The organism is Mesorhizobium sp. INR15 (genome assembly GCF_015500075.1).
In the GTDB taxonomy this organism is placed as follows: Bacteria; Pseudomonadota; Alphaproteobacteria; order Rhizobiales; family Rhizobiaceae; genus Mesorhizobium.
Window position 1 is genome coordinate 1,245,534 of the sequence record NZ_CP045496.1, and the last position, 24,061, is coordinate 1,269,594.

Here is a 24,061-nt window from a genome sequence, read left to right on the forward strand (position 1 = left end):
GTCAGGCCACTCCGAAATAGGCGGCGTGAATGGCCTCGCGCGTCAGCTCCGACGGCGCGCCTGAAAGCGTGATGCGGCCTTCCATCATGCAGTAGACGCGGTTCGCTGCTTTCAGCGCCTGGCCGATGTCCTGCTCGACCATGATGATGGAGGCGCCGGCAGCGCGGATGCGCGGGAAGGCGGCGTAGATATCCTTGATCACCACCGGGGCGAGGCCAAGGCTGATCTCGTCGCACAACAGCACGCGCGGATTGGACATCAGCGCCCGGCCGATCGCCACCATCTGCTGCTGGCCGCCGGATAGCGCGGTGCCCGGATTGGCGCGGCGTTCCTTCAGAACCGGGAACAGCTCATAGACGGTCTGGAGGTCCCAATGACCGTCGACCGCGCGGCCATAGCGGCCGATCAACAGGTTTTCCTCGACGCTGAGCGAGGGGAACAGTTTTCGCCCCTCTGGAACCATGGCGATGCCTCGCGCGACGATGTCGGGCGCCGGCAAAGCGCCGATCTTCTCGCCATCGAACAGCACGGCTTCCGGTCGGTTGACCAGCACGCCGGCAATGGAGCGCATGAGCGTCGTCTTGCCGGCACCGTTGGCGCCGATGATGGCGACGGTCTCGCCTTCGTCCAGCGCGATGTCGACACCGAACAGCGCCTGGAAGTCGCCGTAGCGTGCAATGAGGCCATGGGTTTCAAGCAGCGCCATCAGACTTCAATCCCGAGATAGATTTCGCGGACCTCCCTCGACGCCATGATCGCCTCCGGTGCGCCGATGCCGATGACTTTGCCGAAATCGAGGACGAGGAGGCGCTCGACGACGGAATTCAGCGCATGCAGGACGTGTTCGATCCAGATGATCGACATGCCGCCCCTGTGAATGGCGCGGATGGTGTCGACCAGCATCCGGCATTCGCCTTCGGTGAGGCCGCCGGCGATCTCGTCGAGGAGCAGCAGCCTTGGTTCGGTCGCCAGCGCCCGCGCCAATTCCAGCCGCTTGCGCTGCAGCAGGCTCAAGCCTCCGGCAGGATGGTTGGCGCGGTCGATCAGGCCGGTCTCGACCAGGATTTCAGCACAGCGGTCGCCGACCTCGGCCTCGGCCCTGCGCGCGCCGAAGGCGGCGGCGACCAGAAGGTTCTCGAACACGGTCAGGTTCCCGAACGGCTGCGGGATCTGGAACGAGCGGCCGACGCCGGCAAAACAACGTTGCATCGGCGGCAGCCTGGTCACATCTCGGTCATCGAAGACGATTGTGCCGGCGTCAACAGAGATGTTGCCGGTGATCAGGTTGAACAGCGTCGACTTGCCGGCGCCGTTCGGACCGATGATACCAAGTGCCTCGCCCTGCCGCAGCTCGAATGAAACCGCGTCGGCGACGGTCAGGGCGCCGAAGCGTTTCGAGACATTGGAGAGCGCGAGGATGGCCATTGTCAGGCAATGGCTTCCATCTTGCCGCCGGTCGGAATGTTCGGCGCGGTCTTGTTGTCGGTGATGACCAGATCGTAGCCGCCGCCGTCTTTCAGCCGCCACTGGCCGCCGACCAGCGGGGTCTTGGCGACGTTCTTGGCGGCGAAGGGCGGCAGGTTGGCGCCGTCCCAGGCGATCGGCCCGACCAGCGTGTCGAGCCTGGTCGCGGCGATCGCCGCGGCCACCTTGTCGCCATCGCCCGCCTCGCCCGCCCGCTTCATCACGTCGACGGCGATTTCAAACAGCGCATGGACAAAGCCGATCGGCTGCGTCCACTGGCGGCCGGTGGCCTTGGTGAAGCCCTCAGCGACCTGCGCCGAGCTTTCGCCGGTCAGCGATGACTTGAAGGGATGGCTCGGCGTCCACCAGACTTCCGAGGACAGGTTGTGGCCGGACTTGCCAAGCGCTTCGACCGATTGCGGGAACAGCAGCGCCTTGCCAATCGAGGCAATCTTGGGTGTGAAACCCTGCTGCTTGGCCTGGTTCCAGAAGGTGGTGAAATCAGGCGGTATCATCACGCCGGTGATGATCTCGCAGGAGGCACCCTTGAAGGCGTTGATCTGCGCTGAGAAATCATCGGTCAGGTTCTGGTAGCGGCCGGTGTCGGTCAGCCCGTAACCGCCCTTGGCCAGCACCGGTGGGAAGCCCACCGTGCCATCGCCCCAGGCGTTGCCGTCGCCGTCATTGGGAAAGAGACCACCGACCTTCTTGTTGGTCTCGACCTGCGCCCACATGTTGGTGAAGACGGCAATGACGTCCTCCAGCCCCCAGAAAAAGTGATAGGCATAGTTGAACGGCTTCCACGAAGCCGGGTCACCGGGATTGCCTTGCTGGCCGATGAACCAGGGCTGCCACGGCGCCACGGTCGACAGGCAAGGCACTTCTTCGGCCTCGCAGGTGGTCGCGACCGGGTTCGTCGTCTCCGGCGTCGAGGCGACGAGCATCAGGTTGACCTTGTCGTTGACGATCAGTTCCTTGGCGACTTCGGCGGCACGGTTCGGGTTGGATTGGCTGTCCTTGACGACGACCTCGTAGTTGAGGCCGGCTGCCTTGGTGGCGGCGAGAAAGCCGTCGATGATGAATTTGTCGGCCTCGGCGAAAGCCGCCAGCGGGCCTGATTGCGGGCTGACATAGCCAAGCTTGATCGGTGCGTTCTGTGCGATCGCCGGCCTGGCCAGGCCCGATGTCCCGGCAAGCACGCCGGTCGCGGCGGTGTTCCTGATGAATTCGCGTCTGGTGATCATGTCGTGTTCCTCCCTTTAGCGCCAGTCTGCCTTCAGTTTTGTGGGCGTCTTCCCTCCCACGCGTCCTGCAGCAGGGCGCGTATCGCGGCGCGGTCGAAAGGCCGCGGATTCCAGTATGGATTCTGGGTCGCGATCTCGGCGGCACGGTCCAGATCGACCTGCTTGAGACCGAGCTCGCTCAAGGTGAGCGGCGCGCCGACCGATCTGGCGAAGTCATGGAGGCCGCCGCCGGGACTGCCGCCGAACAGGCGTGCAACCGGCTCAAGCAAATCGGGCACGGCGCCGGCGTTGAAGCCAATCGTATGCGGCAGCATCACCGCATGGGTCTCGGCATGCGGCATGTCGAAGGAGCCGCCCAGCGTGTGGCAGATCTTGTGGTGCAGCGCCATGCCGACCGTGCCGAGCACGGTGCCGCACAGCCAGGCGCCGTAGAGGGCATCGCCACGCGCCTCCAAATGCCTCGGTTCCTTCACCAGGATAGGAAGCGCGTCCAGTAAGGCGCGAAGCCCCTCGGTCGCCATCAGTGTCGAAACCGGATTGCGGTCCTGCGCGTAAAGCGCCTCGGCAGCGTGCGCCATCGCATTGAGGCCGGATGTCACGCTCATCGCCATCGGCAGGCCAAGCGTCAGCTCCGGGTCGTAGATGACGACCTCCGGCAAGATGCTTGCGTCGCGCACGGTGGTCTTGGCACCATTCTCGGTCTGGCCAAGGATCGGCGTCACTTCCGAGCCGGCATAGGTGGTCGGGATGACGATCTGCGGCAAATCGGTGCGATAGGCGATGGCCTTGCCAAGCCCGGTGGTCGAGCCGCCGCCGAGCGCCACGACACAGTCGGCGCCCAGTTCTTTTGCCTTCGCCAGCGCCGCCTCGGTCACCTCTACCGGCGTGTGCATGGCCGCGCCTGGAAAGACGCCAACCGCAAGGGCTCCGAGCCGCTTTGCCAGCGCCTCGCCGTCGGCTGCCTGATGCTGCGTCGACAGGACGAGCGCGCGTTCGCAACCGAGCTTCTCCACCCATGTGGCGACATCGGATGACGCTCCGTTGCCGAAGACGATATGGGCCGGACTGCCGGAATAAGTGAAGCTTTTCATGCCGCCCGGCTCCCCTTGCGTGCCATGACCATGACAAATGTGAAATCGAGCGCCCAGCTTTCGGGGTCTTTGCCGGATACGCGGTTGAAGTCTCCAACCAGTTCCGGTTTCACACCAAACAGCGCGTCCTCGCCGAGACGCGGGTCGCCGCGCTCGAACAGCTGCGTCGTCAGCGTTTCGAAATTCTCGGCGCGGATCAGGAAGTGCAGATGGGCCGGGCGGTTGAGCGGGTAGTTCAGCCGGCTTAGCATATGGCCGACCGGGCCATCATCCGGCACGCGATAGCCCGCCGGCTTGACCGTGCGGTAGTGGAAGCGGCCTTCCTCGTCGGTGGTGAAGACGCCGCGCAGATTGAACTCCGGCTGCAGGTCGGGCTGCTGGTTCTCGTAAAACCCTTGCGAATTGGCCTGCCAGGTTTCGACAGTCGCGCCGGCAATGGGCAAACCATCGAGGTCGGTAACCAACCCCGACACGACAAGCGGCGTTCCCGCGCCATCGAGCGAAAGATTTGCGCCGAGCGGCAGCCGTGGCGCGTCTGGCCGATAGAACGGTCCGCGCCCGGTGTTGGGCGTGGCGCCCTTGGGACGGCGCGAGTTGATGTCCTCGACCAGGGCAGTGACGCCAAGCAGGTCCGACAGCAATACCCACTCCTGCCGTTTTTCGTCGCTGGCATGGCCGACTTCGGTCAGGAATGCGATCGCCTCGCGCCATTCCGACGCGGTCGGCCGGGTCTCCCTGACAATCTGGTGGAGATGGTCGACAACCGTCGCCAGAAAGCGCGGCAATGGTCCGGCCCTGGCCTTGAGCAGGCGCTGGGCGACCATCTCGGCGGAGTTGGTCTCGTTGAACGACGGAATGCCTGGATGTGACATGCGCCTCCCCGGTTCCATCTCACGAAGAGAGACTAGCGCAGCCCAGGCACAAAGATGATGATTTCTGGCTGGTTTAATATACCATATTGGTATGAAGCTCGATGAAAGGCATCTGATCCAGCTGGCGGCCGTGGTGCAGGGCGGGGGCGTCACCGAGGGTGCCGCGCTCGTCGGGCTGTCGCAGCCCGCTGTCTCGCGCACGCTGTCGATGCTGGAGAAGCGGCTGGGTGAGCCGCTGTTCCTCAAAGGCCGGCGGCCGTTGCAGCCGACGCCGCTCGGCCGGGCGCTGGCCGACCATGGCCAGATCATGCTGGCGGCATCACGCAAGGCGTCCGACATCGTCGCCAATTTCAGCCAGGGACGCTCCGGCGTGGTGCGGGTCGGCGGCACGCCGTTCTTCATGGATGCGCTGATCTCCGGCATGATCGCTGATTTCCAGAATGCCTATCCGGACGTGCGCGTCGACCAGAGCTACGGATACCTGCCGGACCTGCGCGCCGCCATCAACGCCGACCGCATCGACCTCGCCGTCTGCCCGATCGACATTCTGGAGGAGGGATCCGGCATGGAGTTCCGCGAGATCCTGCCCGGGCGCAATGTCGTTGCCTGCCGCGCCACGCATCCCTTGCTGCTGCGGCGCAGGCTGAAGACGGTCGATCTGCTCGACTATCCCTGGATCGCGCCGCCGCCGGGCAGCCCGCTGCTGGAGGATCTGCGCAGCCTGCTGTTGTCGCTTGGCGCGACGGAGATCAAGATCCGCTACTCCGGCGGATCGCTGACCAGCGCCATCAACTACATGAAGCAGACCGATGCGCTGACCGTGCTGCCGCACAGCGTGGTCTTTGCCTTCCGCAATGACAAGTCGATCACCGCACTGCCGGTGGCGATCCCGCATCCCGAGCGGGCACTCGGCCTGCTCAGGCTTGCCGAGACGCCGCGTGCGCCGGCTGTCGATGCTTTCGCCAAGCACATCCGGCTCGGCTTCGACAATCTCAAGCATCTGATCAAGCGGCACGAGCAGGCGGTGGTCTGGGGCGCCTAGGGTTTGACATCCAGGTGATGCCGGGATGAGGGGTTTGAACGAAAACGCTTCTGCTTTTGGGAAATTTCACGCTTTCCCAGGTCGAATTCGTATCGACTAGCGCCTTTTGACCGAAATTTGGATGCCGGGCGTCGCATATTGACGCGACAATCGAAGCGGCGCGGGTTCCGATACGCATGCTGCAAGAAGCAGATGAGCATGCTTCAGGAACGCCGAAAATCGATGGTGGACACCAGGCCTTTCAAGGTTCTGATCGGGGAACGCAACCCGCTGGTTATCGCTGGCCTGTGCGATCTGCTCGAGCGCGACAAGCGCTTTATCCCGACCGAATCCGTGCGCACCGGCAGCGCCTTTCTGGCGGCTGCGGAGACGGCGTCCTTCGATGTCGCGATCCTGGCCTGGAAACTGTCCGACATGGATGGCGGCGATGTCTTCATCGAGTTGCAGCGGCGGCAAGCCAATCCGCGCGTCGTCATCTTCTCCAGCGAGCACGACGTCGCCATTCTCAAGCAATGTATCCGGCTCGGCGTCCCGGGCTTCTGCTACCAGTTCGATGACCCGTGCATCCTGCTCGACACAGTTCTGGCGGTCGCGCATGGCCGCATCTGTATTCCCTATATCGACGTCACCAAGGTCAACGACACGCCGCTTTCAGCGCTGACAACGCGGGAGCGTGAATTGCTCGGCGTGCTCGCCGACGGCTGGACGAACCTGCAGATCGCGGCCCGCACCGGCATTTCCGAAAACACCGTCAAATATCACCTGAAGAACCTCTACGAGAAGCTCGACGTGCGCAACCGCGCCATGGCTGTCGCGCTCTACGCCAACGAGAAGCGGCGCCGTCCCTCCCTGTCCTGATTGCCGAGAACTGGAGCCGCTCAAGCGCGCCCGGCGGTACAGATGCGCCTACCCCAGGGTAGGAATGTCCTATCCTCCCGGTCCGTTGTCCCACCCTTGCGGGCACACCCTACCCACCTCCCGAACAGCCGGTTTCTATCCGGGCAGGTGTTGCGGCAAGGACTGGCAGATTTGAAAATCCCACCATCGCGGCGACTGGGATTTTCGCCCGGACACATCGCAAAATCGGGAGAACTTCATGGCCGGCTTCACGCATCTGTTCATTCCAGGACCGACCAACATTCCCGAGCAGGTCCGCCAAGCGATGAACCTGCCGATGGAGGACATGCGCGCCGGCAGCTTTCCGCAGTTCACCCTGCCGTTGTTCGAGGACATCAAAAAAGTCTTCATGAACGAGACTGGCCGCGTCTTCATCTTCCCGTCGTCGGGCACCGGCGCCTGGGAATCGGCGATGACCAATGTGCTCAGCCCCGGCGACCGGGTGCTCATGTCCCGCTTCGGCCAGTTCTCGCACCTATGGGTCGACATGGCCGAGCGCCTCGGCCTCGATGTCGATGCCATCGACTGCGAGTGGGGAACCGGCGTTCCGCTCGACCTTTACGCCGAAAAACTGCAGGCCGACAAAGCCCACCGCATCAAGGCAATCTTCTGCACCCAGAACGAAACCGCGACCGGCGTCACCAGCGATGTCGCCGGCTGCCGCGCGGCACTTGATGCGGCGAACCATCCGGCACTGCTGTTCGTCGACGGCGTCTCGTCGATCGGCTCGATCGATTTCCGCCAGGAAGAGTGGGGCGTCGACTGCGCCGTCAGCGGCTCGCAGAAGGGTTTCATGCTGCCCGCCGGGCTGGGCTTCCTGTCGGTCAGCAAGAAGGCGCTCGCCGCCGCAAAGACCGCGACCGGGCGGCGCTGCTTCTTCTCCTTCGAGGACATGATCAAGACCAATGACACCGGCTATTTCCCCTACACGCCGGCGACCCAGCTGTTGCGCGGCTTGCGCGCCTCGCTCGACCTGATCGCCGAAGAAGGGCTCGAAGCCATCTTTGCCAGGCACCACCATCTTGCCGAAGGCGTGCGCAAGGCGGTTGGCGCCTGGGGTCTCAAGCTCTGCGCCAAGGAAGCGAAATGGCACTCCGATACGGTCAGCGCCATCCTGGTGCCGGAAGGCATCGACAGCGGTGACGTGGTCAAGCGCGCCTACCAGAAGTACCAGACCTCGCTTGGCGGCGGCCTCAACAAGGTGGCCGGCAAGGTCTTCCGCATCGGCCATCTCGGCTGGTTGAACGAGGTGATGGTGCTGGGGTCGCTCTCCGCCGCCGAAATGACGCTGCTCGATTGCGGCGTCAAGCTGGCGCCGGGTTCGGGCGTCGGTGCCGCGATCGAGCATTTCCGCGGACCGCAGCAGCCCGCCATCGCCAAAGCCGCCTGACCCGGGAGACACGAACATGAGCCACACGATCAACCATCTGAGGAAGCTGCGGCTGCAGCGCAGCGAGCTCGCCGTTCCCGGATCGAGCCCGGAAATGATCGACAAGGCGGCCAACAGCGCCGCCGACTTCGTCTTCCTCGATATCGAGGACGCCGTCGCGCCGCCGGACAAGGAGCGGGCGCGCAAGAACATCATCCAGGCACTGAACGACATCGACTGGCGCGCCAAGGGCAAGACCGTCTCAGTGCGCATCAACGGCCTCGATACACACTACATGTATCGCGACGTTGTCGACGTGATGGAGCAGGCCGGCGACCGGCTGGACACCATCCTGGTGCCGAAGGTCGGCGTGCCCGCCGATCTCTACATGGTCGAAGCCATGGTCAGCCAGATCGAGACGGCCAAGGGGTTCAAGACCCGGGTCGGCCTGGAGGCATTGATCGAGACGGCGCTCGGCATGGCCAATGTCGAGGCCATCGCCGCTTTCCCGGGCCGGCTCGAAGCCATGCATTTCGGCGTCGCCGACTATGCCGCCAGTTGCAAGGCGCGGACCGTCAGCATCGGCGGCCTCAACCCGGATTATCCCGGCGACCAGTGGCATGCCGCGTTGTCGCGCATGACGGTCGCCTGCCGCGCCTATGGCTTGCGCGCCATCGATGGGCCGTTCGGCGATTTCTCCGATCCGGAGGGTTTCAGCGCCGCCGCCCGCCGCGCCGCCGCGCTTGGCATCGAGGGCAAGTGGGCCATCCATCCGTCACAGATCGCGCTCGCCAACGAGGTGTTCTCGCCGCCGGAAAAGGAGGTTGCCCGCGCTCGCCGCATCATCGAGATGCTCAAGGAAGCGGAAGAGCAAGGCAAGGGCGCCGCCGCCCTCGACGGCAAGATGATCGACGCCGCCTCCGAGCGTATGGCGCGCAATGTGCTGGTCGTGCACGACGCGATCGCCCAGGCCGCATCAGGCAGATAAGGGGCTCACCATGGACATCCACGAATATCAGGCCAAGGAACTTCTCTCACGCTACGCGGTGCATGTTCCGCGCGGCCGTCTGGCCTACAGCCCGGAACAGGCTGCCTATCGCGCCAGCGAGATCGGCGGCGAGAAATGGGTGGTCAAGGCGCAGATCCATTCCGGCGCCCGGGGCAAGGCCGGCGGCATCAAGCTCTGCGCAAGCGACGACGAGATTTCGGCCGCCGCCGAGGCAATGCTCGGCCGCAAGCTGGTCACACATCAGACCGGGCCGCGCGGCAAGCTGGTGTCGCGGCTCTATGTCGAGGAAGCCGTCGACATCGTCCAGGAGATTTATCTCGCCTTCGTGCTCGACCGCAAATCCGAACGGGTGATGATCGTCGCCTCCGGCTCGGGCGGCATGGAGATCGAGGAGATCGCCGAGAACGAACCGGATTCGATCATTCGCGCCACCGTCGATCCCGGTGCCGGAATGCAGGACTTCCAGGCCCGCGAAATTGCCTTCGGCCTCGGCCTGGAGAACTCGATGATCGGCAAGGCGACCGAGACGCTGCTCGGCTGCTACCGCGTGTTTCGTGACTACGACGCCTCGATGCTGGAGATCAACCCGCTGGTGGTGACGCGTGACGGCAACCTGGTGGCGCTGGACGCCAAGATGTCGTTTGACGAAAATGCGCTGTTTCGCCGCCCCGAGATTTCCGAATTGCGCGACAAGAGCCAGGAAGATCCGCGCGAAACGTTCGCCAGTGACCGCGGCCTCTCCTATGTCGGCCTCGATGGCAATATCGGCTGCATCATCAACGGCGCTGGGCTGGCCATGGCGACGATGGACATGATCAAGATCGCCGGTGGTGAGCCGGCGAATTTTCTCGATATCGGTGGCGGCGCTTCGCCGGAGCGGGTCGCCAAATCCTTCCGCGCGGTGCTCGGCGACAAGAAGGTGGAGGCCATCCTGGTCAACATATTCGCCGGCATCAACCGCTGCGACTGGGTGGCGGAAGGCGTCATCAAGGCGATCCGCGAGGTCGGCGTTCCGGTGCCGCTGGTGGTTAGGCTGGCCGGCACCAATGTCGAGGAAGGCAAGCGCATCCTGGCAGAGTCGGGCGAGGCGATCATCGTTGCCGACACGCTGGCCGAGGCCGCCGAGAAGACGGTCGCCGCCTGGCGCGCCGCCGCCGTGAAAAAAGCAAGCTGAGGGGCGAGAAAGATGGCTATTCTGCTCAACCGCGATACCCGCGTCATCGTCCAGGGTTTCACCGGCAAGATCGGCAGTTTCCATGCCGAGGACATGAAGCGCTACGGCACCAAGGTGGTTGGCGGCGTCACCCCCGGCAAGGGCGGCCAGACGCATCTCGGCCTGCCGGTGTTCAATACGGTCAAGGGCGCTGTCCGTGAAACCGGCGCCGACGCCAGCATCGTCTTCGTGCCGCCGCCCTTCGCCGCGGACTCGATCATGGAAGCCGCCGACGCCGGCATCAAGTTCTGCGTCTGCATCACCGACGGCATCCCGTCGCAGGACATGATGCGGGTCAAGCGCTACATGCGCCGCTACCGTTACGAGGACCGGCTGCGGCTGGTGGGGCCCAATTGTGCCGGCATCATCACGCCCGGCCAGGCGCTGATGGGCATCATGCCCGGCTCGATCTACCTGCCGGGGCGCGTCGGCATTGTCGGGCGTTCGGGAACGCTTGGCTATGAGGCGGCCTCGCAGATGAAGGCGCTCGGCATCGGCGTCTCGACCAGCGTCGGCATCGGCGGCGACCCGATCAACGGTTCGTCTTTCCGCGACATTCTCGAACTGTTCGAGAAGGATGATGGCACCGATGCCGTGGTGATGATCGGCGAGATCGGCGGGCCGCAGGAAGCGGAAGCCGCACTTTGGGCGCGCGACAACATGAAGAAGCCGCTGATCGCCTACATTGCCGGGCTTTCGGCGCCGAAAGGCAAGCGCATGGGGCATGCCGGCGCCATCATCTCGGCGTTCGGCGAGTCGGCGCAGGAGAAGGTCGAGATCCTGCGCGACGCCGGCGTGGTCATCGTGCCGACGCCGTCCTCTTTCGGCGAGGTGGTTGCCGGCGTCATGGCCGAACGCGCCAAGGCCGCGTGAAATTGCAGCCCAGAAGATCAACAGGAAATCCGATGAAGCCGCGCCTGATTGTCACCCGCAGATGGCCGTCCGCCGTCGAAGCTATCCTTGCCGAGCGCTTTGATACGACGCTCAACGACAGCGATACGCCGCTGAGCCCTGCCGCGATGACATCGGCGTTTTCGGATTTCGACGCGATCCTGGCGACAGTGAGCGACAGCTTGCCAGTTGCGGTGTTCCCCAATGGGGACGCCCGCACCCGGATCATCGCCAATTTCGGCGTCGGCTTCAGCCACATCGATGTCGCGGCGGCCCGCGACCGCGACATCGTGGTGACCAACACGCCCGGCGTGCTGACCGATTGCACCGCCGACCTCGCGCTCAGCCTGATACTGGCCGTCGCACGCCGGACCGGCGAAGGCGAGCGGCAGCTGCGGGCCGGCGAATGGCGCGGCTGGTCGCCGACCCATATGGCCGGCGCCAAGGTGTCGGGAAAGACCCTCGGTATTGTCGGAATGGGGCGGATCGGCAAGGCGACAGCGAGGCGCGCGCATTTCGGCTTCGGCATGAAGATCGTGTTCTTCAACCGGTCGCCGGTCGATGATGACGAGACGCGTGCCATGGGCGCGCTGCAGATGCCCGCTCTGGCGGATGTGCTGGCGGCATCGGATTTCGTGTCGCTGCACTGTCCCGGCGGCGCCGAGAACCGTCATCTCATCAATGCCCGCAGCCTGGGATTGATGAAAGGCAGCGCCTTCCTGATCAACACGGCACGCGGCGACGTTGTCGACCAGGATGCCCTGGTCGCCGCGCTCGAACGCCGCGAAATCGCCGGTGCTGGGCTCGATGTCTTTGCCGAGGAGCCGGCGGTTCCGGAGGCGCTGAAGCGGCTGGAGAATGTCGTGCTGTTGCCGCATCTCGGCAGCGCGACCGAGGAAACACGCGTGGCGATGGGCATGAAGGTGGTGGAGAACCTGACCGCCTTCTTCGAGGGCCGGCCGGTCCCCGACCGGGTCGCCTGAGACGAATCAGGAAAGCGCAAAGTTTTGGAACAGAGCAAGCGCATCAATTTTCGCGAAGACGAACGCAGCCTGCTGTTGCGTCTGCTGCTTCAGGTCGCCAGCCAGCGCGAACCCGTGATTGCTGGCGTCCTCACAGGCGGCAGGTCCCTTGTTTCCCTGGCGCCGGAGCAGCGCATCCCGGCGCTGCAGGCGAGCGGCGTCTGGTTCCAGCTCCTGGCGATAGCCGACGAGTTGCTTGCCATGCGGGCGCGCCGCGAGCTCGAACAGGGCGCCGGTGTCGGCGAGGTGCCGGGCTCCTTTGGCAGCGTGATCGCGCAGATGGCGGCGAGCGGCCATTCGGCCGAGGCGGTTCAGTCGGCCGTCGATGAGCTGTGCGTCGGGCCGACGATGACCGCGCATCCGACCGAGGCCAAACGCGTCACGGTGCTGGAGATCCACCGACGCATCTACCGCAAGCTGACGGAACTCGACCAGCCGCGCTGGGCGCCGCGTGAACGCGAATTGCTGGTCGCCGATCTCGAAAGCGAGATCGAGCTGCTGTGGATGACGGGCGAGCTGCGGCTGGAGCGCCCGACGGTCGAACGCGAGATCGCCTGGGGGCTGCATTTCTTCCGCGAGGTCATTTTCGAGGCGACGCCGCAGCTCTACGGCAAGCTCGAAGACGCCTTCGCGCGTCACTATCCAGGACAACGGATCAAGGTTCCGTCCTTCATGCGCTATGCCTCCTGGATCGGCGGCGACCGCGACGGCAATCCGAATGTGACCGCCACGGCCACCGCGCATCCCCTGGCGGAGTACCGCAACACCGCCATCGACTGGTATCTGGCGCAGGTGCAGCGGCTGGTGGCGGTGCTCAGCGCCAGCTCGAACGTCATCGATCTGCCGGTGAGCTTCAGGCCGGTGCTGAGAATGGCGCTTGAACGGAGCGGACAGGCGCACGAGATCGCGGCCCGCAATCCTGACGAGCCGCTTCGGCAGTTTGCGTCAGCCCTGTTTGCCCGGCTGCTGGCGACACGCGATAGCGGTCTGGCATCGTACCCCTCGGCAGATGCGTTTCGTGCCGACCTCAGCGCGCTTTCCTCCGTCCTTGAGGCGATTGGCGGGAATTCGGTAGCCAGGCGCTTCATCCAGCCGCTGTTGTGGCAGGTTGGAAGTTTCGGCTTCCGCACGGTCTCGCTCGACGTCAGGCAGAATTCCACCGTTATCAACCGGGTGCTGGCCGAGCTGTTCGCGCTGGCGGATCCCAGCGATCCAGTCGTCGCCAGCACGCCGCAATGGTCGGCGCGCATTCGCTCAGCATTGAGCCAGGGCGAGCGGCTCGAAATCGACCCGAACCGGTTGTCGCCCGAGGCAGTCGAACTGCTTTCGACATTCGCGGTCATTGGCGCGCACATCTCAACTTCGCATGTCGGTGCGGTCGGCTGTTTCGTGCTCTCCATGACCCGCTCTGCCGATGACCTGCTCGCGGTCTATCTGCTGGCGCAACATTCCGGACTTTCGACCGCGCCCGATGGCGGCGGTACGGTCAGGCTGCGGATCGTGCCGTTGTTCGAGACCATCGCCGATTTGCAGGCCGCTCCGGTCATCCTGAATGAGCTGCTCGGGGTGTCGCTGGTCAGGCAGACGGTGCGTGAGTTCGGCGCGCGCCAGGAGATCATGCTTGGCTATTCCGACAGCAACAAGGATGGCGGGTTCCTTGCCTCCAATTGGGAATTGGCCAAGGCACAGAAACGGCTCGCTGCCGTCGGGCGCAAGCACAAGGTCAGGATCAGTTTCTTTCATGGCCGCGGCGGCTCCGTTAGCCGTGGCGGCGCGCCGACTGGCCGAGCGATCGCGGCACAGCCGGAAGGCACCGTCGGCGGAACCATGCGCGTGACCGAACAGGGCGAGGTCGTGTCGTCGAAATTCGCCAATCGGGGCACAGGCCTCAACCAGCTTGAGGTTCTCGCGGCCGGCGTGCTTGCCCACAGCGTCGGATTGTCAGGCGGCACGGAGAAGAAGGAAACGCCGGAGTTCGACGAGGCGCTGGAAGCGCTGGCCGGCATGTCGCAAGCTTCCTATGCCGGGTTGATGGCCGAGCCTGGCTTCCTCGACTATTTCAACCAGGCGAGCCCGGTCGCCGAGCTGGCACTGCTGAAGATGGGCTCGCGGCCGGACCGTCGGTTCGGCGCCAGCGGTATATCAGACCTGCGCGCCATTCCCTGGGTGTTCGCCTGGAGCCAGAACCGCCATCTGCTGACCGGCTGGTACGGCATAGGCAGCGCGCTCAGTTCATTCGTCACGGTGCGCGGCGAGCCGGGACGCGCGCTTCTGGCCCGTATGTTCGAGCACTCGCGCTTTTTCCGCCTGATCGTCGACGAGGCCGAAAAGACACTCTATCAGTCCGACATGGGCATCGCGCGGCTCTATGCCGGCCTGGTCTCCGACGGCGATGCCTCCCAGCGCATCCATGCCCGAATCGCCGCCGAATACGAGTTGACGCGCGGGCTAATCGGCGACGTCACCGGAGGCGATCTTTCCGTGCGCTTTCCGATGTTCAAGCGGCGTTTCGACAGTCTGCGGCGGCAGATGGACGACATTCACCGGCTGCAGGTCGACCTGCTGCGCGAGGTCCGGGCAGAAACCGGTGCAGCGGATCGCAAGCGCGCGACCGACGCCTTGCTCGTCTCGATCAATTGCATCTCTTCGGGCCTGGGGTGGACAGGATAAAGCGCGGCCCGGTTGAGCGGGCGAAGGTTATCCAATTCAGATCTGGGCGCCGATGATCTCGACGAAGCGAGCGAAGAGACCTGCTTGAGATTTGATCTCGAGCTTGCGGTAGATGTTGCGGCGGTGAACCTTCACGGTTCCCGGGACGATGCGCATGGCCCGCGCGATCGATTCCGTCGAATGGCCCTGCAGCAACAGATCGACGACATGCTTTTCGCGCGGCGTCAGTGACAGGCTCTTCCAGATGTGCGCGCGGTCGAACTCATTGACCGGAGCCGCCGCCTCGCCGGGTTTCGCGTCGGCCGGTTCGTCGCTTGGAAGATTTGGCCAGCGCAGCCTGGCAAGACTGATCACCGCCGGCGCCATGTCGCGCAGCAGCCGGGTATCGGCGGTTCCGAATGGACCGGAAGCGTGCAACCGCATCAATGACAGCACCAGTGCGTCTTTTCCCGGCAGCGGAACGAAGAAGCCGACCTCCTCGGCCAACCTGGTTTGGCTGTAGTAGGAGCGATAATATTCGCTGGCATAAAAGCGGTCGGGCGCCAGTTCGCGCATGCGCCAGAACCCTTCCTTGCGCTCGACAGCCGCGTGATGGAACGGGTCGAGCAAATAGGGTCCTTCCTGATAGAGCGCGACGAAGACATGGCTTTCCGCCGGCGAGAATGTCTCGAACAGCAGCGGCGGCCGCGCGGCGCCGCGATAGCCGAAGATGACGCAGTGGTCGAAGCTGACATGCTGCCTGAGCCAGTCGACGACCGCCTTGCCGAAAAGGTCGCCGCTCGTCTCCTGCGTGGCAGCGACAAGCTTGGCCAGCTGGTTGTATTCGCCGCTGCGAGACAGGCTCAATGGCATACCCCTCCAAACGATAAAATAGATTAGATATACCACCCCTGAGGTATATACTAGCAGCCATTGGCTCTGGTAGCGTCCTGAAATCGCATCGTCCTGTTGCTGGAGCCAGTGCCGTGACCGCAGTGCCCGATATCGAGTTTCGCGGCGTCACCAAACGCTATGGCGCGGTGACCGCGGTCAGCGGGATCGACCTCACTGTCCCGCCCTCCGCCTTTGTGGCTCTGCTTGGGCCGTCGGGCTGCGGCAAGACCACTTGCCTGCGCATGATCGGCGGTTTCGAGCAGCCAAGCGAAGGGCAAGTGCTCATCCGTGGGCAAGACATGGCCGGCACGCCACCCTACCGGCGGCCTGTCAACATGGTGTTCCAGCAATATGCGCTGTTTCCGCATCTGGATGTGGAAGACAACGTTGCCTACGGGTTGCGCCAGGCACGGCCACGCCTGTCATCGCGCGAGATCGGCCTGAGGGCAGGCGAGGCTTTGGCCATGGTGCGGCTCGCCGGCTATGGCCGGCGCAAGATCCACGAGCTGTCGGGTGGCCAGCAGCAGCGCGTCGCCCTAGCGCGCGCGCTGGTCAACAAGCCGGCCGTGCTGTTGCTCGACGAGCCGCTGGCGGCGCTCGACAAGAAGCTGCGTACCGACATGCAGATCGAGCTGCAGAACCTGCAGCGCGAGATCGGCATCACCTTCGTCCTTGTCACCCACGACCAGGAGGAAGCCCTTTCGATGAGCGATTTCGTTTGCGTCATGAATGGTGGCCGCATCGTCCAGCTGGGGCAACCAAGCGAGATCTATGACGAGCCCGCCGACTTGTTCGTTGCGGATTTCGTCGGCAAGACCAACCTGCTGAGTGGCACGGTCGCCGGGCATTCGGGCGATCTCGTCGAGGTGTCGCTTGCTGACGGCACCGTCATTGCCGCGCGCAAGCGCTCGGCGTTGCGGCAAGGCGAGACCGTGTCGGTCAGCCTGCGTCCCGAGTCGCTCAATCTCGCTGCAGCGGACACCGGCCAGTTCAAGGGCATCGTCCGCAACCGGATCTTCCTAGGCTCGACGGCGGAATACGCGATCGAGGTCCAAGGTATCGGAACGCTGCTGGCCAAGGCCGACCACCTGATCGGTCATGGAACTCTCTTCAAGCCGGGTGAACCCGTCGCCATCGGCTTTGCCTCCGGAACGCCGCTGGCGTTTCCTGAGACCAAGAACAACGGGACCAACCAGAGGGTAGATAAACATGTCGAAATCATATCGTGATGGACTGCCGATAAGCCCTGAGAAATTCGTCGACCAATTGATGCGCCTCAAGCGCGGCTCGATCGGCCGCCGCGACTTTCTCGGCCTTACCGGGCTTGGAATTGCCACGGCGGTGATGGCGCGTGAACTCGGCATCATGCCGACGCCGGCCTTCGCTGCCGAAAGCCTTGGCGACCGCATGTCGATCGCCACCTGGCCGAATTACCATGACCCGCAGACCTTCGAGAACTTCAAGAAGGACACCGGTGTCGCCGTCGAGGTCAATGTCTTCGGCTCCAACGAAGAGATGCTGGCCAAGCTACAGGCCGGCGCGTCGGGCTGGAGCCTCTTCGTGCCGACCAACTACACGATCTCGACCTACAAGAAGCTCGGCATCATCGAACCGCTGGAGATGGCCAAGCTGCCGAATTTCGACGGTACGCAAGAAGACCCGCGCTTCACCTCGGAAGGCACGATCGACGGCGCGACCTATGCCGTGCCGAAGAACTGGGGCACCACCGGATTTGCCGTCAACACCAAGAAGCTGACCAAGCCGATGACGAGCTGGAAGGAGTTCTGGGACACGGCCATGGCGGAAGGTGATAGTCGCACCATGGTTCATGACTATCAGCTGACCACGATCGGCAACGCGCTCAAATATTATGGCTTCTCGTTCAACTCGCTGAAGCAGGACGAGCTCGCCAAGGCGGAAGAGTTGCTGCTCAAGGTCAAGCCGCATCTGTTCGCGGTTTCCAGCGACTATCAGCCGGGAATGCGCGCCGGCGATGCCTGGATGACGATGTGCTGGACCAATGACGGCGCGCAGCTGCATCGCGACATTCCCGACATCGCCTACGTGCTGGGCAAGGAGGGCGGCGAGATCTGGACCGATTTCTACGCCATCCCGAAGGATGCGCCGAACAAGCCGGCGGGCTACGCGCTGCTCAACTACCTGATGAACCCGCAGGTCGCGGTGAAAGAGCACCTGGCCAATGGCGCGCCGTCAACCGATGCGCGCGTCAACAAGCTTCTGCCCAAGGAGGTTCTGGACAATCCGATCCTATACCCGGCGGCCGACCTCTTGACGGCACTGGAATTCGGCGCGGCGGCGACGCTAACCGATCCGGGCCGCGCCGAGCTGATGGCCCGCTTCAAGTCGGCCTGAGCAAAGCCGACCTCAAGCGGACGCAAAACCAACCTGCCGGCGGGTCGTTCCCGCCGGCGCCGGGACACTTTCAATGCACGGCAACATCCTTCGCAAAAATCTGGTCACTGCCCTGCTGCTCGGTCCGGCGACCGTGTGGCTGGTGGTGTTCCTGGTGCTGCCGTTCATCGCCATCGCCGTGTTCAGCGTCGGCGAGCGGGCACCGGAGGGCGGCTACCAGGCCGCCTTTACGCTGGCGCAATACGCCAACCTTCCGGCGCGGGCGACGGCCTTCTGGAACACGATGCTGCTGGCGCCGGTAGGCGCGCTTGCCTGTCTCCTCGTTGCCTATCCGGTTGCCTACTACCTCGCCTTGCGCGCGCCGGCGCGGTGGCGGCTGATCCTGCTGGCGCTCGTCGTCATCCCGTTCTGGACCAGCCTGCTGATGCGCACCTACGCATGGATGTACATCCTTGGCGGGCGCGGTATTCCGGCGCTGCTGGCCTATGTCGGGATCGAGGATGTCAGGCTGATCAACACGCCGGGCGCCGTACTGCTCGGCATCGTCTATGGCTATCTGCCGCTGATGATCCTGCCGATCTATGTCAGCCTCGAGCGGCTCGACCGCCGGTTGCTGGAAGCGTCAGCCGATCTCGGCGCGACGCCGCTCTCCACGTTCCTCGGCGTGACGCTGAAACTGTCGCTGCCGGGCGTGATGACCGGCTTCTCGCTGGTGATGATCCTGCTGCTTGGCGAATATCTGATCCCGACGCTGCTTGGCGGCGGCAAGGTGTTCTTCATCGGCAATGCGCTGGTCGACCTGTTCCTGCAGTCGCGCAACTGGCCGTTCGGATCGGCCATCGCGATCACCCTGGTTCTGGTTTCGGTGGTGGTGCTGATCGCCGCCAACCGTATTTCGACCCGAGTCTCGGGCGCCCGCCAGGTGGATCTGATCTGATGCGCGCCTTTGTCATCGCGGTCTTTGCGTTCCTGTACCTGCCGATCGTGCTGGTGGTGCTGTTCTCGTTCAATGCCGGCCACCACGCCAGCGAGTTCACCGGCTTCTCTGTGCAATGGTACGGCAAGGCGCTGTCAAACCCATTCCTGGTCGAGGCACTGAAAAACAGCCTGTTCATAGCCACGACCAGCGCTTCGCTGGCGGCGCTTTGCGGCACCGCGGCAGCACTTGGCCTGGCGCGCGTCAGCGTCCGAACCCGCGCTGTCTTCGACGCGCTGCTTGGTGCGGCGATCGTGGTTCCGGGTGTTGTCATCGGCATCTCGACGCTGGTGGCGCTGGTGCAGCTGTTCGCGGTGGTGAACCCATTCCTCGCCTCGATCTGGCCGACCGACCAGCCGCCAAAACTATCGCTCGGCTACGGCTCGATTATCGCGGCGCATGGCCTGTTCTCGATGGCGCTCGTGGCGATGATCGTCGGGACGCGGCTCGCCAGCCTCGACCGCAATCTGGTCGAGGCGTCGGGCGACCTCTACGCCACGCCGCTGACGACGTTCCGCTGCATCGTCCTGCCGCAGATCATGCCGGCTGTCATTGCCGGGTTCCTGCTCGCCTTCACTTTTTCCTTTGACGATTTCATCGTCGCCTTCTTCGTCGCCGGCGCACAGACGACGCTGCCGATCTATGTCTTCGCGTCGATCCGGCGTGGGGTGACGCCCGAAATCAATGCCATCGCGACGATCGTGCTCGTCGCTTCCGTCCTGCTCGTGGTGCTTGCCCAATGGCAGTTGCGCCAGCGCAAGCAAGCAAACTGAAAGCCGCATCATGATTCTCAAAGACCGCATCGCCGTGGTGACTGGCGCCGGGTCCGGCATCGGGCGCGCCGGCGCCATGATCATGGCCGGGGAAGGTGCGGTGGTGGTGATCGCCGACCGGGATCAGGCTGCCGGCGAAGCAGCGGCGGCCGACATTGTCGCGGCGGGCGGCCGCGCCGAAGCGATCGCCACGGATGTTAGTGAGGACGCCGCGGTCGAACAGCTCATCGCGGATGTGCTGGGCAAGCATGGGCGCATCGACATCCTGCATAATCACGCCGGGGTTCAGGTCGGCGGCACGCTGACCGAGGTCGCGGTGGACGGCATGGATGCCTCGTGGCGGATCAATGTGCGCGCGCAGTTCCTCGCGGCGAGGATCGTCATGCCGTCGATGATCGCGCAAGGCGGCGGCGTCATCCTCAACACCGCCTCGAATTCAGGCGTGTTCTATGACCGCGAGATGATCGCCTACGCCACGTCAAAGCACGCGGTTGTCGCGATGACCCGGCAGATGTCGCTCGACTATGCCAAGCACAATGTCCGGATCAACGCGCTTTGCCCGGGCTGGGTGGACACCCCGTTCAACGAGCCGTTCATCGCCCAGATGGGTGGGCGCGAGGCGATCGAGAACTACGTCCGCGGCAAGATCCCGATGCAGCGCTGGGCGAGCGCACAGGAGATCGCCGAAGCCATCCTGTTCCTCGTCTCCGATCGCTCATCCTTCATGACCGGACAGGCGCTGGTGATCGACGGTGGCGAAAGCATCGGCTGAGACGCCTGCCTTTCCCGGCATATGCGCGCGGCGCAGCAGGTTGGAGCCTCAAGCCGCTTCGGCGATCAACCATCCGGCGAAGGCCGTCATCGCCTGCGAGCTCTGGCGCCTGCGTTGTGCGGACAGCCAGTATTTGCCGACCTCGACGGAACAATCGAAGGGTTGGACGAGTTGGCCGGCGCCAAGTTCGCGGCTGAACATCGTTACCGGCAACAGCGCCACGCCCGCGCCCTGGACAGCGGCATTCGCCATGGTGACGGAGGAGTCGAAGACGACACCCTTGATGGGCGGGCAATCGCAGCCGGCGGCATCGAACCAGCGCTGCCATTCGTCCTCGCGGTAGGAGCACAGCAGCGTCTCGCGTGCGAGGTCCGAGGGTTGGCGCAGCCGTGCGGCGATGTCGGGCGCGCAAGCCGGCGACAAGGCGCCGGGCACAAGCGCCGTGTTCTCAGTGCCCTGCCAGGAGCCGTCGCCGAAGCGGATGGCGAAGTCGAGCCCATCGGCGGCGAGGTTGACGCGGTTGTTGTTGGTCGAGATGCGCAGCTCGATGTCCGGATAGGCCCGGTGAAACGATGGCAGCCGGGGGATCAGCCATCCCGAGGCGAAAGTGCCGACGACACCGATGGTGACGATGTCGCTGAAGCGCCCGCCTTCGAAACGGTCAAGCGTCAAGCTGATCCTGTTGAAGGCATCGCTCAGCACGGGCAGCAGGGCCTCGCCTTCCTCGCTCAAGGCGAGGCCGCGCGGCAGCCGGCGGAAAAGCCTGACGCCAAGGACCTCTTCCAGGCCTTTCACCTGATGACTGACTGCGGCCTGCGTGACGCGCAGCTCGAGGCCGGCGCCGGTGAAGCTGAGGTGGCGTGCGGAGGCCTCGAAGGCCCGCAGGCCGTTCAAGGGAAGATGCGATCGCTTCATGGAGACTGACCCTAGATTTTCTTATGGCTGAGGCGATGTTTACTCGTTTGCGGCGGCGTCGAAACCGGTCCAGTTCTGCTGCGGGGGGCTAGAGAAAGTGTTGATATGACGAACAGACGCAGTTTCATCGGTGGTCTCGCAGTGGTTTTGACCGCTCCCGTCACGCTTGGCGCATTCGCCCGGGCAGCGGCGAGCCCGACAAAATTTGATGGGGTCTTGCCGAAAATAAGGCAGATCGAAGCAAAAAGCGGTGGCCGGCTGGGCGTGGCGTGCCGGATCTCCGGAACGACCGCCCAGTTTGGATACCGTGAAAACGAACTGTTTCCGATGTGCAGCACCTTCAAGGCGCTGATGACGGCGTTTGTGCTGCATCGTGTCGACGGCGGCATCGAACAGCTCGACCGCAGCATCAAGGTTCCGCACAATGCCGTCGTCGCGAGTTCACCAACGACCAAGAAACATGCCGGCGGCGAGATGACGGTGGCGCAGCTTTGCGAGGCGGCGGTGACCGTCAGCGACAATGGTGCGGCCAATCTGCTGCTGGAAACGTTTGGCGGGCCGCCAGAGTTGACGGCCTATCTGCGTTCGATCGGCGACAAGGTCACAAGGCTGGATCGCATCGAGCCGGAGCTGAACGAGTCGCTGCCGGGTGACGAGCGCGACACGACCTCTCCGCTCGCCATGATCAACACGCTCGAGCGGCTGGCCATCGGCAACAGCCTGTCCGACAAAGGCCGGGCGCAGCTCGTCGAATGGCTGGTGGCGAACAAGACCGGCGACGATCGCATCCGGGCCGGCCTGCCGAAGGGCTGGAAATGCGGTGACAAGACCGGCACCGGCGAGCGCGGCAGCACCAACGACGTCGTCGTCATCTGGCCGAGCCCCGGCAATCCTGTTGTGATGGCGGTCTATCTCACGGGCACGAAGCAGGCGCTGGCCAAGCGCAACGCGGTGATTGCCTCTGTCTCGCGGGCTCTGGTGGAAGCGATCGAGGCATAAGCCTCAACCGGGTGGCAGCGCGGCTCCACCGCGCCGCTCGTCTCCCTTGTTTCGACGCGACCTTTCCTGGAATTGCGTCACACGTGCTTGCGGCCGCCGGTCTCGCGGAACCAGCTGTCGGGATAGGGATACCACCATTCCTGGATCGCCGGTTTGTGGTCGATGATGACCATTTTCGAGCGGCGGAAGGCGTCCAGGCCCTGGCGGCCAAGCTCGCGGCCGAGGCCCGAGGCTTTCCAGCCGCCGAAAGGCAAGGCGTCATTGTCGATCAGCGGATTGTTGACCCAGACCATGCCGGCCTCGAGCCGTTCGGCGGCCTCATGCGCCTCGGCGAGATCTGTGGTGAACACCGAAGCGCCAAGCCCGAAAGGGCTGTCATTGGCAAGCCGGATCGCCTCGTCGAAATCCCTGACGCGGCAGATCGCGGCGACAGGTCCAAAGCACTCCTCGCGCACGATCGCCATATCTGGTGTGACGCCGGTCAGGATCGTCGGCTCATAGAACCAGCCGGTATTGTGCGCCGGTGGGATGCGTCCGCCGGTGACGGCCTTGGCGCCGGCGCGGACGGCTTCGTCGACAAGACGCATGACTTTCGCCCTTGCCGCCTCGCTGACCAGCGGTCCAATCTCGGTCTTGTCCATGCCGTTGCCGATGCGCAGCGCGCGCGTTCTTTCGGCAAACAATTCGACGAAGCGGTCGTGCACTGCATCGACCACGAAGAAGCGCTCGGCCGAAGTGCAGACCTGACCGGTGAGGTGAAAAGCGGCGGTGACGCTGCCAGCCGCCGCGATCTCCAGCGGCGCGTGTTCGCTGATGATCAGCGGATCGCTGCCGCCGGCCTCGATGACACAGGGCTTCATGCGTTCAGCGCAGGCGACCGCCACCGCCTTGCCGGCGGCGACCGAGCCGGTGAAGGCGACCGCGTGGGTGCGGTCGGAAGCGATCAACGCCTGCGCGGTCGCGGCACCTCCGGGCAGGCACGAGACCAGCCCTTCGGGCAGCGAGCGGAACACGGTCATATAGTCCAGTGTCGACAACGTCGTCGCCTCGGCCGGCTTGATGACGCAGGCATTGCCGGCGGCGAGCGAAGCAGCGACCGTCCAGCACATCAGCAGGATCGGGAAGTTGTAGGGCATGATGTGGACGGAGACGCCGTAAGGCTCGTAGCGGGCATATTGGAACGAACCGGCCTGCGTCGTGCCGGCGATCTTGCCGGCATCGTCGCGCGCGATCTCGGCGTAATAGCGGAAGATCGGCGCGCAGTTGGCGATCTCGCCGATCGCTTCGGGATAGGGCTTGCCCATCTCGCGCACCATCAGCTCGGCACAGCGGGTGAAGTCAGCCGCCTCGATGGCATTAGCGACGGCATGCAGGTGTTTCGCACGGCTCTTGGCGTCGAGCTTTTTCCAAGCGGCTTGCGCCTTCGTCGCCGCCGTCAGAGCGGCGTCGATCTCGCTGTCTGTAGGCGCAGAGATGGCGCCGACTGTTTCGAGCGTCGCCGGGTCGATCACCGGTTTGTTCGCTCCAGCCATTGGCCGGTAGCTCGGATTGACGAAAAAGGCCGGCCGGTCGGGTGAAAAGTCCATTCAGTCCTCC

Annotated in this window: 22 protein-coding genes; 14 read left to right on the plus strand and 8 right to left on the minus strand. The window is 64.2% G+C overall.

Annotated elements, in window-relative coordinates; all coding sequences use genetic code 11:
- Position 1 precedes the first annotated feature (1 nt).
- The 5 genes from GA829_RS05950 to GA829_RS05970 are packed head-to-tail and all read right to left on the minus strand — an operon-like array spanning position 2 to position 4,671.
- On the minus strand, positions 2 to 706 hold the full coding sequence (locus GA829_RS05950; RefSeq protein ID WP_195177624.1) for an ABC transporter ATP-binding protein: 705 nt from the start codon (positions 704 to 706) through the stop codon (positions 2 to 4).
- Positions 706 to 1,425 (minus strand): ABC transporter ATP-binding protein, encoded by a 720-nt coding sequence (locus GA829_RS05955; RefSeq protein WP_195177625.1) that lies wholly within the window; start codon positions 1,423 to 1,425, stop codon positions 706 to 708. Before GA829_RS05955 ends, GA829_RS05950 begins: the two co-directional genes overlap by 1 nt.
- 2 nt (positions 1,426 to 1,427) lie before the next feature.
- Positions 1,428 to 2,708, minus strand: a complete 1,281-nt coding sequence (locus tag GA829_RS05960) for an ABC transporter substrate-binding protein (protein WP_195177626.1) — start codon at positions 2,706 to 2,708, stop codon at positions 1,428 to 1,430.
- Between the two features lie 32 nt (positions 2,709 to 2,740).
- Positions 2,741 to 3,799 carry a maleylacetate reductase gene (locus GA829_RS05965; protein WP_195177627.1) on the minus strand — a complete coding sequence of 353 codons (1,059 nt, stop codon included), beginning with the start codon at positions 3,797 to 3,799 and terminating at the stop codon, positions 2,741 to 2,743.
- Positions 3,796 to 4,671 (minus strand): dioxygenase family protein, encoded by an 876-nt coding sequence (locus tag GA829_RS05970; protein WP_195177628.1) that lies wholly within the window; start codon positions 4,669 to 4,671, stop codon positions 3,796 to 3,798. The genes GA829_RS05965 and GA829_RS05970 overlap by 4 nt, the downstream gene beginning before the upstream one ends.
- 91 nt (positions 4,672 to 4,762) lie before the next feature.
- On the opposite strand from GA829_RS05970, the gene GA829_RS05975 reads away from it, so the two are divergent.
- The 8 genes from GA829_RS05975 (at position 4,763) to GA829_RS06010 (ending at position 14,784) form a co-directional block, all read left to right on the plus strand.
- A complete protein-coding gene (locus GA829_RS05975) occupies positions 4,763 to 5,713 on the plus strand; it encodes a LysR family transcriptional regulator (protein WP_195177629.1) in 951 nt (316 codons plus the stop codon).
- Positions 5,714 to 5,905: 192 nt separating this feature from the next.
- Positions 5,906 to 6,571 (plus strand): LuxR C-terminal-related transcriptional regulator, encoded by a 666-nt coding sequence (locus GA829_RS05980; RefSeq protein ID WP_374940387.1) that lies wholly within the window; start codon positions 5,906 to 5,908, stop codon positions 6,569 to 6,571.
- A gap of 238 nt (positions 6,572 to 6,809) precedes the next feature.
- Positions 6,810 to 8,000, plus strand: a complete 1,191-nt coding sequence (locus tag GA829_RS05985) for an aminotransferase class V-fold PLP-dependent enzyme (protein WP_195177630.1) — start codon at positions 6,810 to 6,812, stop codon at positions 7,998 to 8,000.
- Between the two features lie 16 nt (positions 8,001 to 8,016).
- The gene (locus tag GA829_RS05990) at positions 8,017 to 8,967 is read left to right on the plus strand and encodes an HpcH/HpaI aldolase/citrate lyase family protein (RefSeq protein WP_195177631.1); all 951 of its coding nucleotides are present in this window, start codon (positions 8,017 to 8,019) and stop codon (positions 8,965 to 8,967) included.
- Between the two features lie 10 nt (positions 8,968 to 8,977).
- Positions 8,978 to 10,162: a malate--CoA ligase subunit beta gene (locus GA829_RS05995; protein WP_195177632.1), complete on the plus strand. Its 1,185-nt coding sequence runs from the start codon at positions 8,978 to 8,980 to the stop codon at positions 10,160 to 10,162.
- 12 nt (positions 10,163 to 10,174) lie between these two features.
- Positions 10,175 to 11,074, plus strand: coding sequence for a succinate--CoA ligase subunit alpha (sucD, locus tag GA829_RS06000; RefSeq protein ID WP_195177633.1), 900 nt, complete (start codon positions 10,175 to 10,177; stop codon positions 11,072 to 11,074).
- 32 nt (positions 11,075 to 11,106) lie between these two features.
- A complete protein-coding gene (locus GA829_RS06005; protein WP_195177634.1) occupies positions 11,107 to 12,075 on the plus strand; it encodes a 2-hydroxyacid dehydrogenase in 969 nt (322 codons plus the stop codon).
- A gap of 24 nt (positions 12,076 to 12,099) precedes the next feature.
- A complete protein-coding gene (locus GA829_RS06010) occupies positions 12,100 to 14,784 on the plus strand; it encodes a phosphoenolpyruvate carboxylase (protein WP_195177635.1) in 2,685 nt (894 codons plus the stop codon).
- Positions 14,785 to 14,820: 36 nt separating this feature from the next.
- Here the strand turns inward: GA829_RS06010 and GA829_RS06015 are convergent, their stop codons facing one another.
- Positions 14,821 to 15,636, minus strand: a complete 816-nt coding sequence (locus tag GA829_RS06015; protein ID WP_195177636.1) for a response regulator transcription factor — start codon at positions 15,634 to 15,636, stop codon at positions 14,821 to 14,823.
- 113 nt (positions 15,637 to 15,749) lie between these two features.
- On the opposite strand from GA829_RS06015, the gene GA829_RS06020 reads away from it, so the two are divergent.
- From GA829_RS06020 to GA829_RS06040, 5 genes are all read left to right on the plus strand, one after another.
- Positions 15,750 to 16,886 (plus strand): ABC transporter ATP-binding protein, encoded by a 1,137-nt coding sequence (locus tag GA829_RS06020; RefSeq protein ID WP_195177637.1) that lies wholly within the window; start codon positions 15,750 to 15,752, stop codon positions 16,884 to 16,886.
- Positions 16,867 to 18,030: an ABC transporter substrate-binding protein gene (locus tag GA829_RS06025; protein ID WP_195177638.1), complete on the plus strand. Its 1,164-nt coding sequence runs from the start codon at positions 16,867 to 16,869 to the stop codon at positions 18,028 to 18,030. The genes GA829_RS06020 and GA829_RS06025 overlap by 20 nt, the downstream gene beginning before the upstream one ends.
- A gap of 73 nt (positions 18,031 to 18,103) precedes the next feature.
- Positions 18,104 to 18,967, plus strand: a complete 864-nt coding sequence (locus GA829_RS06030) for an ABC transporter permease (RefSeq protein ID WP_195177639.1) — start codon at positions 18,104 to 18,106, stop codon at positions 18,965 to 18,967.
- Positions 18,967 to 19,779, plus strand: a complete 813-nt coding sequence (locus GA829_RS06035) for an ABC transporter permease (RefSeq protein ID WP_195177640.1) — start codon at positions 18,967 to 18,969, stop codon at positions 19,777 to 19,779. Before GA829_RS06030 ends, GA829_RS06035 begins: the two co-directional genes overlap by 1 nt.
- 10 nt (positions 19,780 to 19,789) lie before the next feature.
- Positions 19,790 to 20,551 carry an SDR family NAD(P)-dependent oxidoreductase gene (locus GA829_RS06040; protein WP_195177641.1) on the plus strand — a complete coding sequence of 254 codons (762 nt, stop codon included), beginning with the start codon at positions 19,790 to 19,792 and terminating at the stop codon, positions 20,549 to 20,551.
- Between the two features lie 48 nt (positions 20,552 to 20,599).
- Here GA829_RS06040 and GA829_RS06045 read toward each other — a convergent pair whose 3' ends face one another.
- Positions 20,600 to 21,466 carry a LysR family transcriptional regulator gene (locus GA829_RS06045; RefSeq protein WP_195177642.1) on the minus strand — a complete coding sequence of 289 codons (867 nt, stop codon included), beginning with the start codon at positions 21,464 to 21,466 and terminating at the stop codon, positions 20,600 to 20,602.
- Between the two features lie 105 nt (positions 21,467 to 21,571).
- On the opposite strand from GA829_RS06045, the gene bla reads away from it, so the two are divergent.
- Positions 21,572 to 22,465 (plus strand): class A beta-lactamase, encoded by an 894-nt coding sequence (gene bla, locus GA829_RS06050; RefSeq protein ID WP_195177643.1) that lies wholly within the window; start codon positions 21,572 to 21,574, stop codon positions 22,463 to 22,465.
- A 77-nt stretch (positions 22,466 to 22,542) separates the two neighbouring features.
- Here the strand turns inward: bla and GA829_RS06055 are convergent, their stop codons facing one another.
- Positions 22,543 to 24,051 carry an aldehyde dehydrogenase family protein gene (locus GA829_RS06055; RefSeq protein WP_195177644.1) on the minus strand — a complete coding sequence of 503 codons (1,509 nt, stop codon included), beginning with the start codon at positions 24,049 to 24,051 and terminating at the stop codon, positions 22,543 to 22,545.
- Positions 24,052 to 24,061 lie beyond the last annotated feature (10 nt).

Excerpts from the sequence above, each read along its gene's own strand:
- GA829_RS05950 (WP_195177624.1), bottom strand. The coding sequence starts at position 706 with ATGGCGCTGCTTGAAACCCATGGCCTCATTGCACGCTACGGCGACTTC.
- GA829_RS05955 (WP_195177625.1), bottom strand. The coding sequence starts at position 1,425 with ATGGCCATCCTCGCGCTCTCCAATGTCTCGAAACGCTTCGGCGCCCTG.
- GA829_RS05960 (WP_195177626.1), bottom strand. The coding sequence starts at position 2,708 with ATGATCACCAGACGCGAATTCATCAGGAACACCGCCGCGACCGGCGTG.
- GA829_RS05965 (WP_195177627.1), bottom strand. The coding sequence starts at position 3,799 with ATGAAAAGCTTCACTTATTCCGGCAGTCCGGCCCATATCGTCTTCGGC.
- GA829_RS05970 (WP_195177628.1), bottom strand. The coding sequence starts at position 4,671 with ATGTCACATCCAGGCATTCCGTCGTTCAACGAGACCAACTCCGCCGAG.
- GA829_RS05975 (WP_195177629.1), top strand. The coding sequence starts at position 4,763 with ATGAAGCTCGATGAAAGGCATCTGATCCAGCTGGCGGCCGTGGTGCAG.
- GA829_RS05980 (WP_374940387.1), top strand. The coding sequence starts at position 5,906 with ATGAGCATGCTTCAGGAACGCCGAAAATCGATGGTGGACACCAGGCCT.
- GA829_RS05985 (WP_195177630.1), top strand. The coding sequence starts at position 6,810 with ATGGCCGGCTTCACGCATCTGTTCATTCCAGGACCGACCAACATTCCC.
- GA829_RS05990 (WP_195177631.1), top strand. The coding sequence starts at position 8,017 with ATGAGCCACACGATCAACCATCTGAGGAAGCTGCGGCTGCAGCGCAGC.
- GA829_RS05995 (WP_195177632.1), top strand. The coding sequence starts at position 8,978 with ATGGACATCCACGAATATCAGGCCAAGGAACTTCTCTCACGCTACGCG.
- sucD (WP_195177633.1), top strand. The coding sequence starts at position 10,175 with ATGGCTATTCTGCTCAACCGCGATACCCGCGTCATCGTCCAGGGTTTC.
- GA829_RS06005 (WP_195177634.1), top strand. The coding sequence starts at position 11,107 with ATGAAGCCGCGCCTGATTGTCACCCGCAGATGGCCGTCCGCCGTCGAA.
- GA829_RS06015 (WP_195177636.1), bottom strand. The coding sequence starts at position 15,636 with ATGCCATTGAGCCTGTCTCGCAGCGGCGAATACAACCAGCTGGCCAAG.
- GA829_RS06025 (WP_195177638.1), top strand. The coding sequence starts at position 16,867 with ATGTCGAAATCATATCGTGATGGACTGCCGATAAGCCCTGAGAAATTC.
- GA829_RS06030 (WP_195177639.1), top strand. The coding sequence starts at position 18,104 with ATGCACGGCAACATCCTTCGCAAAAATCTGGTCACTGCCCTGCTGCTC.
- GA829_RS06035 (WP_195177640.1), top strand. The coding sequence starts at position 18,967 with ATGCGCGCCTTTGTCATCGCGGTCTTTGCGTTCCTGTACCTGCCGATC.
- GA829_RS06040 (WP_195177641.1), top strand. The coding sequence starts at position 19,790 with ATGATTCTCAAAGACCGCATCGCCGTGGTGACTGGCGCCGGGTCCGGC.
- GA829_RS06045 (WP_195177642.1), bottom strand. The coding sequence starts at position 21,466 with ATGAAGCGATCGCATCTTCCCTTGAACGGCCTGCGGGCCTTCGAGGCC.
- bla (WP_195177643.1), top strand. The coding sequence starts at position 21,572 with ATGACGAACAGACGCAGTTTCATCGGTGGTCTCGCAGTGGTTTTGACC.
- GA829_RS06055 (WP_195177644.1), bottom strand. The coding sequence starts at position 24,051 with ATGGACTTTTCACCCGACCGGCCGGCCTTTTTCGTCAATCCGAGCTAC.